General features: G+C 39.4%; 7 protein-coding genes and 1 pseudogene. 5 read left to right on the top strand and 3 right to left on the bottom strand.

The window, feature by feature from the left end; translation table 11 throughout:
* The 5 genes from BQ7314_RS00870 to BQ7314_RS00850 form a co-directional block, all read left to right on the top strand.
* Positions 1-318, top strand: a 318-nt coding sequence (locus BQ7314_RS00870; protein WP_174481818.1) for an EAL domain-containing protein, incomplete at its 5' end; no start/stop codon positions are given.
* A 283-nt stretch (positions 319-601) separates the two neighbouring features.
* Complete coding sequence (dnaK, locus tag BQ7314_RS00865; protein WP_174481817.1) at positions 602-2,506, top strand: molecular chaperone DnaK; 1,905 nt, start codon at positions 602-604, stop codon at positions 2,504-2,506.
* A gap of 112 nt (positions 2,507-2,618) precedes the next feature.
* Entirely contained in the window at positions 2,619-3,536 is a 918-nt protein-coding gene (locus BQ7314_RS00860) for a YfdX family protein (RefSeq protein WP_174481816.1), read from the top strand.
* Between the two features lie 164 nt (positions 3,537-3,700).
* Positions 3,701-4,294 carry an HdeD family acid-resistance protein gene (locus BQ7314_RS00855; protein ID WP_174481815.1) on the top strand — a complete coding sequence of 198 codons (594 nt, stop codon included), beginning with the start codon at positions 3,701-3,703 and terminating at the stop codon, positions 4,292-4,294.
* Positions 4,295-4,440: 146 nt separating this feature from the next.
* Positions 4,441-5,022, top strand: coding sequence for an Hsp20/alpha crystallin family protein (locus BQ7314_RS00850; protein ID WP_174481814.1), 582 nt, complete (start codon positions 4,441-4,443; stop codon positions 5,020-5,022).
* Positions 5,023-5,166: 144 nt separating this feature from the next.
* Here the strand turns inward: BQ7314_RS00850 and merA are convergent, their stop codons facing one another.
* The 3 genes and pseudogenes from merA to BQ7314_RS00830 form a co-directional block, all read right to left on the bottom strand.
* Positions 5,167-6,834: a mercury(II) reductase gene (gene merA / locus BQ7314_RS00845; RefSeq protein WP_174481824.1), complete on the bottom strand. Its 1,668-nt coding sequence runs from the start codon at positions 6,832-6,834 to the stop codon at positions 5,167-5,169.
* A 21-nt stretch (positions 6,835-6,855) separates the two neighbouring features.
* Positions 6,856-7,547, bottom strand: a pseudogene (locus BQ7314_RS15970) (mercuric transporter MerT family protein).
* A gap of 98 nt (positions 7,548-7,645) precedes the next feature.
* On the bottom strand, positions 7,646-8,050 hold the full coding sequence (locus BQ7314_RS00830) for a MerR family transcriptional regulator (RefSeq protein WP_174481811.1): 405 nt from the start codon (positions 8,048-8,050) through the stop codon (positions 7,646-7,648).
* Between the last annotated feature and the right edge of the window lie 338 nt (positions 8,051-8,388).

Genomic DNA, 8,388 nt, shown 5'->3' with positions numbered 1-8,388 from the left:
GGCAATGGAATTATACTGCCATTCCTGACGCAACAACTTTATAAGTTGCCTAAGTTATTTCATGCACATTCCTTATCTCAATTAAAGATTGATCAGTCGTTTGTGCGGGATGTGACTACCGACAACAATGATAAAGGAATTGCGGAAATGATTGTTGCTATGGCTAAAAGCATGGACCTAGATGTTATTGCCGAAGGTGTAGAAACTGAAAGTCAATTAGCTTGTCTTAAAAAGTGTGGTTGTCATCACTTCCAAGGCTACTTATTTGGTAAACCCGTGCCTATTGAAGAGTTTGAGGCAGCATTGATGTCTGTGTAATTATTTGAAAAACTCTATACTTATTATGGTAAATATAATCGTATGCGTCACTAAAAACCTAGTTTTATAGTTTTGTGATTTGGCAACAACTCTATCGTCTATTGCGTACGATCATTCCAACCGCGGCTTATAGCGTAAGCTGTTCCTGTATTTTCATTAAAACTCCCTAACTGTCACCTGCATGACATAACTTACTCCTGTTTTTATTTAGACTACGAACCCATAGAAGACAGCCCTGATGGTAAAGGGCTGTTACGTTATTAAATAAAACAGGAGAATTGAGATGAGTAAAGTAATTGGTATAGATTTAGGTACAACTAATTCTTGTGTTGCCATTATGGAAGGTGGTTCTGCACAAGTGATTGAAAATGCGGAAGGCAGTAGAACAACGCCTTCTATTATTGCCTATGCAGATAATGAAGTTTTAATCGGACAGTCCGCTAAGCGTCAAGCAGTGACAAACCCTAAAAACACCTTATTTGCGATTAAGCGTTTAATTGGTCGTCGCTTTGAGGAAGAAGCCGTACAGAAAGATATTAAGCTAGTGCCTTATAAAATTATCAAGGCAGACAATGGCGATGCTTGGGTGGAAGCTAATGGTAAAAAACTTTCTGCACAAGAGGTTTCTGCGCAAATTTTAAGAAAATTAAAAAAAGATGCCGAAGCCTATTTAGGTGAAGAAATAAAAGAGGCAGTGATTACCGTACCTGCTTACTTTAATGATTCACAACGCCAGGCCACTAAAGATGCGGGTCGTATTGCTGGGCTGGATGTTAAACGCATTATTAATGAGCCAACAGCAGCAGCTTTAGCTTACGGTATTGATAAATCTGGCAAAGAAGATCAAAAGATAGTGGTCTATGACTTAGGGGGCGGTACTTTTGATGTCTCTATTATTGAAATTGCTGAAGTGGACGGTGAGAAACAGTTTGAAGTACTCTCAACCAATGGCGACACCTTTTTAGGCGGTGAAGATTTTGATATGCGCCTCATGGATTTTTTAGTCGAGGAGTTTAAAAAAGATAGCGGGGTTGATCTCAATAACGATCCGTTAGCGTTGCAACGATTAAAAGAAGCGGCTGAAAAAGCCAAAATTGAATTGTCATCCACTCAGCAAACGGATATTAATTTACCGTATGTTACCGCGGATAGTTCTGGCCCTAAGCACCTAAATATTAAGGTTACTCGTGCAAAATTAGAGTCTTTAGTCGATGCTTTGATTAAAAGCACTTTAAAGCCTTGTGAACAGGCTTTAAAAGATGCCGGCTTATCTAATAGTGATATTAGTGATGTTATTTTGGTGGGCGGACAAACACGGATGCCTAAGGTAGTTGAGGTTGTTAAACAGTTCTTTGGTAAAGAGCCGCGTAAGGATGTTAACCCTGATGAGGCAGTTGCGGTAGGTGCAGCCATCCAGGCGGCTGTATTATCAGGCGATGTCGATGATGTTTTGCTCTTGGATGTGACGCCTTTATCTTTAGGTATTGAAACTTTAGGTGGGGTGACAACAAAATTAATTGAGAAAAATACGACAATCCCTACTTCGGCATCAGAAATGTTCTCGACAGCAGAAGATAACCAATCTGAAGTGACGGTGCATGTTTTACAGGGGGAGCGTGAATTGGCAGTAGATAATAAATCCTTAGGTCGATTCAATCTAACGGATATTCCACCTGCACCTCGTGGTACACCACAAATTGAGGTGACTTTAGATGTGGATGCTAACGGTATATTGAATGTTTCTGCTAAAGATAAGGCAACCGGTAAATCACAATCTATTGTGATTAAAGCGTCTAGTGGCTTATCTGAAGATGAGATTAAACGCATGGTAAAAGATGCTGAAGAACATGCTGAAGATGATCGCAGAGTGCATGAGTTGGTGCAAGCAAGAAACTTAGCGGATCAATTAATTCATACGACAGAGGTATCGTTAAAAGAATCTGCAGATAAGGTATCTGAGGCAGACAAGAAGCATGTTGAGTCTGCGATAGAGGAGTTGAAAACGGTACTCAAAGGTGATAATAAAGATGAAATTGAGCGTTGTTATAAAGTGTTGCAAGAGGCAGCAACGGCAATGATGAAGACGACAACAGAGTCAGCATCACAACAGAGCACAAACAACGAAAGTTCATCAAGCAACGATGATGTTTTAGATGCTGAATTTGAGGAGGTGGATGATCAAAAATAAAACATATGCGTTTATAGAGGGGTAGAAATACTTGAATAGCTTGGACATGAGGTCTTGCCCCAATAAAGCCTCATGTCCATCAATATTATCTTTAATCTTCGGAGAGAAACAAATGAAAACAAAACAATTAATCAACAGTTTATTGATCGGCACATTAATGATTGCGCCTTTTGTTCAGGCAGCCAATACCACAACAGAAAAAGCGACGAACCTGATGGGCAAAGCCCAAACAGAAAAGTCTGATCAGGCGGTTAAGCAGCTGGAAAATGAGCAAAATTCTTTACTAAAAACGGTCAACCAAGGTGTGTTAGAGGGTTATAGTAAAGTATTGGCTGCGACAGAACTATTAACAAAGAAAGGCAAAGAAAAAGAGGCAATTAGCCTATTACAAGCAGCATCTGGAAAATTTGATGTCGCTTTAGCAGCAAATCCCAGTCTTAATTTAGTCCCTATTGATGGTGGTGTTTCTATTTCAGCATTAATAACAACACCTAAGTTAGTAAAAGAAGAAACCGATATTGTGGTTGATTTACTTAAGAAGCATAAGGTTCAGGCGGCCCGGGCAATGATAGAGCCTATGAAAGATGAAATGGTTATTGTTAATGTCTATCTTCCTATGGGAACTTATCCGGACGCTATTAAACTGGCCACTAAAGCTTTAGTCGAGGGGAAAAAAGAAGATGCACTGCTCACGTTAGATACTGCATTATCGACGATTGTTATGGAGGAGACTATTGTTCCTTTGGCAATTATTCGTACAGAAAGTTTGCTAATAGAAGCGTCTGCTTTGGATAAAAATAAGGACAAAGCAAAAGCACATGAACTTTTAGATGCGGCACAGGAGCAATTAGAGATTGCTACTTTATTAGGTTATACCGATAAAGACTCTAAAGCTTATGAGGATATGAAAAATCAAATTAAAGCCGTTAAAAAAGAAATTGATGGCAAAAATGTTGTAGAAAAAATGTACGATAAAGCAAAAACCTCCATCAAGAACTTAATACACAAAGAAAAAACTTCAAATAATTAACATTTAATACAGTGGGCTTTAGCTCACAAGCATTAAGTCAAGATAATCGGTAGGATGTGCTGAGGAACGAAGCGCATCAACTGCAAATGATGCGCCTTGTTCCTCGGCACATCCTACATTAAATATCTTAACTTAAGCCTCCTCTTACTAACCAGGAAAAGACAATGAATAATAACGATGAAACAAGAGAAACATTAAGGTTCTCTTATTCGGCTTTACAAGAATTACCTATCAACTGGAAATGGATGATCTTTCTAGGGTTAAGTATGATAATTTTTGGTACTCTAGGCCTGCTAGCTAGTAGTTTTCTTACCTTGACCAGTGTATTAATGTTTGGTGGCTTTATTTTCGCAGGTGGAATAATGCAGCTTATTCATGTCGTTAAGGTTAAAGAGGAAGAATGGGGTGGGAAGCTACAGCACCTTTTCATTGCTTTGCTATATATTGTTGCTGGTGTGGTTATATTTTTCGACCCCTTTTCGACCTCTCTGGTTTTAACTATTCTTTTAGCATCCCTGTTTGCGGTCATCGGTGTTGCTAAAATTTGGTATGCCTTTTTTTGTAAAAAACAAGGCTGGAAATGGTTATTACCGGCTTTTTCAGGGCTACTGAATTTAATATTAACGGCTATCGTTATCGCTTCATTACCGGAATCAGCATTCTGGTTAATAGGTTTGCTAATTGCTGTTGAAATGTTGATGAGTGGCTGGTTCTTATTTTTGTTAGGCTTAAGGGTAAGACAAATTGAACAGGGCTAGGTAAGCTAATATCATCATAATAAGGTCAATAAGTTAAAGGTGATCATAAGGTATTTATATAATCCCCATTGTATTTTAAAAGAACAATACTTTGTAGGAGCGGCTTCGCGGCTGAAGCCGCTCCTACAAACTATGTGAGGTGTCTTATGCAAAAATCAATTATTACTATCATAGCTGTTATTCTTTTTATAGCACTTGCTATCCAGACTTATATGTTTTTTCAATTGAAAAATCAAGTCAGCCAAATGACAAGCGTAAACGAAGTACCATCCTTTCAACTTCCTAAAATGACGCTTGATGATGAATTCATGAAAAATGATAACTGGAACCCTTATCAAGAAATGCAAAGAATGCAAAATGAAATGGAGCAGGTGTTTGGTGATTCATTTTCTAGGTTTCATTTAAATTCAAAAAGTATATTAACAAAAGCCCCCCGTTTTGATTTAAAAGAAGAGCCTGAGCGTTATCTTGTAACTTTAGATATCCCTGGCGGTGAACCTTCGTCACTCAATGTAAGTATTGAGGATCGACAGTTATCTATTTCAATCAAAACGGAACATTCAAATGAACAAAAAGATGACAAAGGTGCAAATCAATACTACCGACAAGAACGCTTTAGTGGTACTTATCAAAGGTCAATATTGCTTCCTGGTCCAGTCAAGCAATCGGCCATGACCAGTCAGTATAAGAATGGAGTTTTAACCATCATACTGCCAAAAGCATCATAGTTTTGCTAGGGGAGGGGGCTTTAACCGTGAATTTAGATTTATAAAGTCCCCCCTCTTCCGTTTGTAGCCCTTTTAAAAAAGCATAAGCGTTTAACGGCTATTTCATTAAATAATAGTCTTCTATCACTGACTTAATATAACCATTCACCCCGCGCAACAAGACAGTTCTTTCACATCTTTGTTAAAGGTTTGAGCGCAAAGTTTAATCCCCTCTACCATGGTTAAATAAGGGAACAGTTGCCCAGCCAGATCTTCTATAGTCATTTGATTATGAATGGCCAATACCGCTGTCTGGATCATCTCTCCCGCTTCGGGTGCCAGTATTTGCGCGCCAATTAAACGCCTGCTGCTTTCTTCAATCACCAGCTTAACAAAGCCTCTGGTTTCAAAGTTGGCCAGGGCGCGCGGTACATTTTCTAAGGGCAATAAGCGAGTATCAGTTTTAATATTATTGTGCTGCGCTTCTGCCTCGGTTAAACCCACTGTCGCCATTTGTGGTTCAGTAAACATAACAGCTGGCATGGCCGATAGATTGATTGCGGCATCACCGCCTGTCATATTAATGGCGGCACGGGTACCTGCTGCGGCCGCCACATAAACAAACTGTGGCTGATTGCTACAATCACCTGCAGCATAAATATGCTCAATATTGGTACGCATATGATCATCCACACTAATCGCACCATCGCTATCCATTACTACCCCAGCTTTTTCTAGTCCTAAACTGCCGGTATTGGGTGGGCGACCTGTTGCAATCAATAACTGATCACAAATTAGTGTTTGTCCTTGTGTGGTGTTAATAGTGAATTTTCCTGATGAAAGCAATCCTTTTTGGTATGAAATGGCTTGCGCTTGCGTATGATCCAAAATAGTCATGCCTTCAGCTTCCAGAATTTTATGCAGTTCTGAACCTATCTCAGGGTCTTCATTAAATAATAAGGAATGGCGTGCTAATAAAGTAACTTTTGTGCCTAATCTTAAATACGCCTGCGCTAACTCTAAAGCGACAATTGAAGAGCCAATGACGCACAATGACTCTGGAAGAACTTCTGCTTCTAAGGCTTCTGTTGATGTCCAATATGGCGTTTCTGCCAAACCCGGTATAGGAGGGATACTAGCAGATGCACCAGTTGCAATGAGAAAGCGGTCTGCTTTAATTTCTGTAAAATTACCGTGTTCCTGATCAACAATCAGTGTGTTGGCATCTTTAAATCGAGCATCCCCTTTCACCAAGCTTATCTCGGGATTGGACTCTAAAATATTTTCATATTTAGCAGCTCGTAACTCATTCACCCTTGCCCGTTGTTGTGCCAGTAATTGGTGACGATCAATCACTGGCTTATGTTTTTTAATGCCATCAAAGGCATGGTGTTGTTGCAAATGGGCAATATGCGCTGCACGGATCATAATTTTTGAGGGTACACAGCCTATATTGACACAGGTTCCACCGATAATGGGCTTGCGTTCAATCAGTGTAACTCGTGCACCATTTTCCACTGCTCTGAGAGCGCCGGCAAAAGCCCCTGAGCCTGTACCGATAATAGCGACATGCAATTGCTGGCCATTGTTTGCGGCAGAAAGTGTTGACTTATCTGTATTGGCCTGCTTCTGATCCATTTCTGTGACCTGATAGCCTTTATCTTCGATCTTAGCGATCAGTGATTTCAGACGAGTATCACCCTTAACCGTCAGAACACCATTACCTTCAGGGTAACAGACTTTTATCTCAACTCCTTTGAGAGTGTTGAGTTTCTTCTCGATACCCTCGGCACAACTTGGGCAGGTCATACCCTTAATTTTTAGTTGTTTAATCCACATTTTATGTCCTTTTCATTAATTTTCTGGGTGAAAAGTGGCTGGATAGCCCGCATTAGTGGTAGTTTTGAGCAGGGTTTCTATATTGGTTTTTTTGGGGTCAAAAGTGACATTCGCTGTTTTGCTGTCAAAATCCACCTTAGCACTCTGCACACCCTCAACACCTTCTAACGCCTTTCTGATAGTGATGGAACACATCGCGCAAGTCATGTTTTGCATATCAAGCATGACAGTTTGACTATTATTTTGTGTTGGCTCATTTGATTTAGCCTGAACTGCATGTGTGCTTATAAAACCAGTGATTAAGCTTAAAATAATGAATAAGGTTTTCATTTTTTTCTCCATTAAAGAATATAAACGGCATACCAAGGGAATGCTAATAGCAATAAAATCAATACTGAGCCGATCCAAAAGACCATTCGTTGTCTTTGTTTAACTTCAGATACTGTACAGGCCTGACCTTCTTCGCAGCTGTCTGGAATTAAATACAGCTTGCGATAACCTAAACCAATAAAAATTAAACTCATAATGATAAAGAAGGGACGAACGACTTCCATTGACGTTAAAGTGCTCATCCACGCCCCACCTATACCTAAAGATAACAACAATAAAGGTCCCACACAGCAGGCTGAAGCGCCAATTGCTGCGAGTATTGCACCTATACCTAGCCAGGGTGTACTTTTTTTAGTGATGTCTTGTTCTTCTGTCATCTTTGTTCTCCTAAGGCGTTATTTACTAAGTTTGAGGTGAATTATAAGCTCTGTTCTATAGAACAGAGTCAAGTCAACTTTATATCATTTAGGCGTATTCAGTATTTTTGCTCTGACTGGTCAGAAAACGCATCAATAAGGGAGCAGTGATCGGTGGAATTATCCTGCTGACAGCCCTTCACCAGAGTGTCTAGTGCATTACGAAGTGCTGTTAAGTCTTTTAGTTGATTATCAATTTGCTGGCGTTTCTGTTCAGCCATTTGCTGTACGTCTGCGCAATGCTTGCCATCTAATGATAATAATTCTGCAATTTCTTTTAAGGTAAAACCTGATTGTTGGGCTCGTTTGATAAAGCAAAGTCGGGCAACTGCTTCTTGTGGATATTTTCGGTAACCAGTAGCTGGTTTAACAGGTTCGGTTAATAACCCTTTGCGTTGGTAATAGCGGATGGTTTCAATAGTTACATTCGCTTGTTTAGCTAATTTTCCAATTGTTATTTTCATTTAATAAATATTTAATTTACCTGAATTCAAGTCATCAGTATATAACTCAGGAATTTCCTAGTATCTACTCTAATCACCTCTTAGGTTCAGTTTTTTGACGGCAAAGGTAGCTATAAAGCTGGCCGCACGCCTTTTTATCTACCAATATAGGGTGGGGGTGTTTAATGGTGAAGGCTAATAATATTTTTTTTTAAGCCTTTTTCAACATAGTGATTAATGGAGTATTTAATTTCATTGTTCTTTGTTTTGACTAAGTTTGTATGAAAAGCTGCTTAGGATTCGTCCTAGAGGTTTAGATATTTCATTCTGAGATATTCCTCCCCTTTTTCAATTTAACT

Source organism: methanotrophic endosymbiont of Bathymodiolus puteoserpentis (Logatchev), from assembly GCF_900128525.1.
Taxonomy (GTDB): domain Bacteria; phylum Pseudomonadota; class Gammaproteobacteria; order Methylococcales; family Methylomonadaceae; genus Methyloprofundus.
The sequence above is the reverse complement of the archived record's forward strand: the minus strand, read 5'-3'. Positions and strand labels throughout refer to the sequence as shown.

Coding starts and splice junctions, on each gene's coding strand:
- dnaK (WP_174481817.1), top strand. CDS start 602: ATGAGTAAAGTAATTGGTATAGATTTAGGTACAACTAATTCTTGTGTT.
- BQ7314_RS00830 (WP_174481811.1), bottom strand. CDS start 8,050: ATGAAAATAACAATTGGAAAATTAGCTAAACAAGCGAATGTAACTATT.
- BQ7314_RS00850 (WP_174481814.1), top strand. CDS start 4,441: ATGCAAAAATCAATTATTACTATCATAGCTGTTATTCTTTTTATAGCA.
- BQ7314_RS00860 (WP_174481816.1), top strand. CDS start 2,619: ATGAAAACAAAACAATTAATCAACAGTTTATTGATCGGCACATTAATG.
- BQ7314_RS00855 (WP_174481815.1), top strand. CDS start 3,701: ATGAATAATAACGATGAAACAAGAGAAACATTAAGGTTCTCTTATTCG.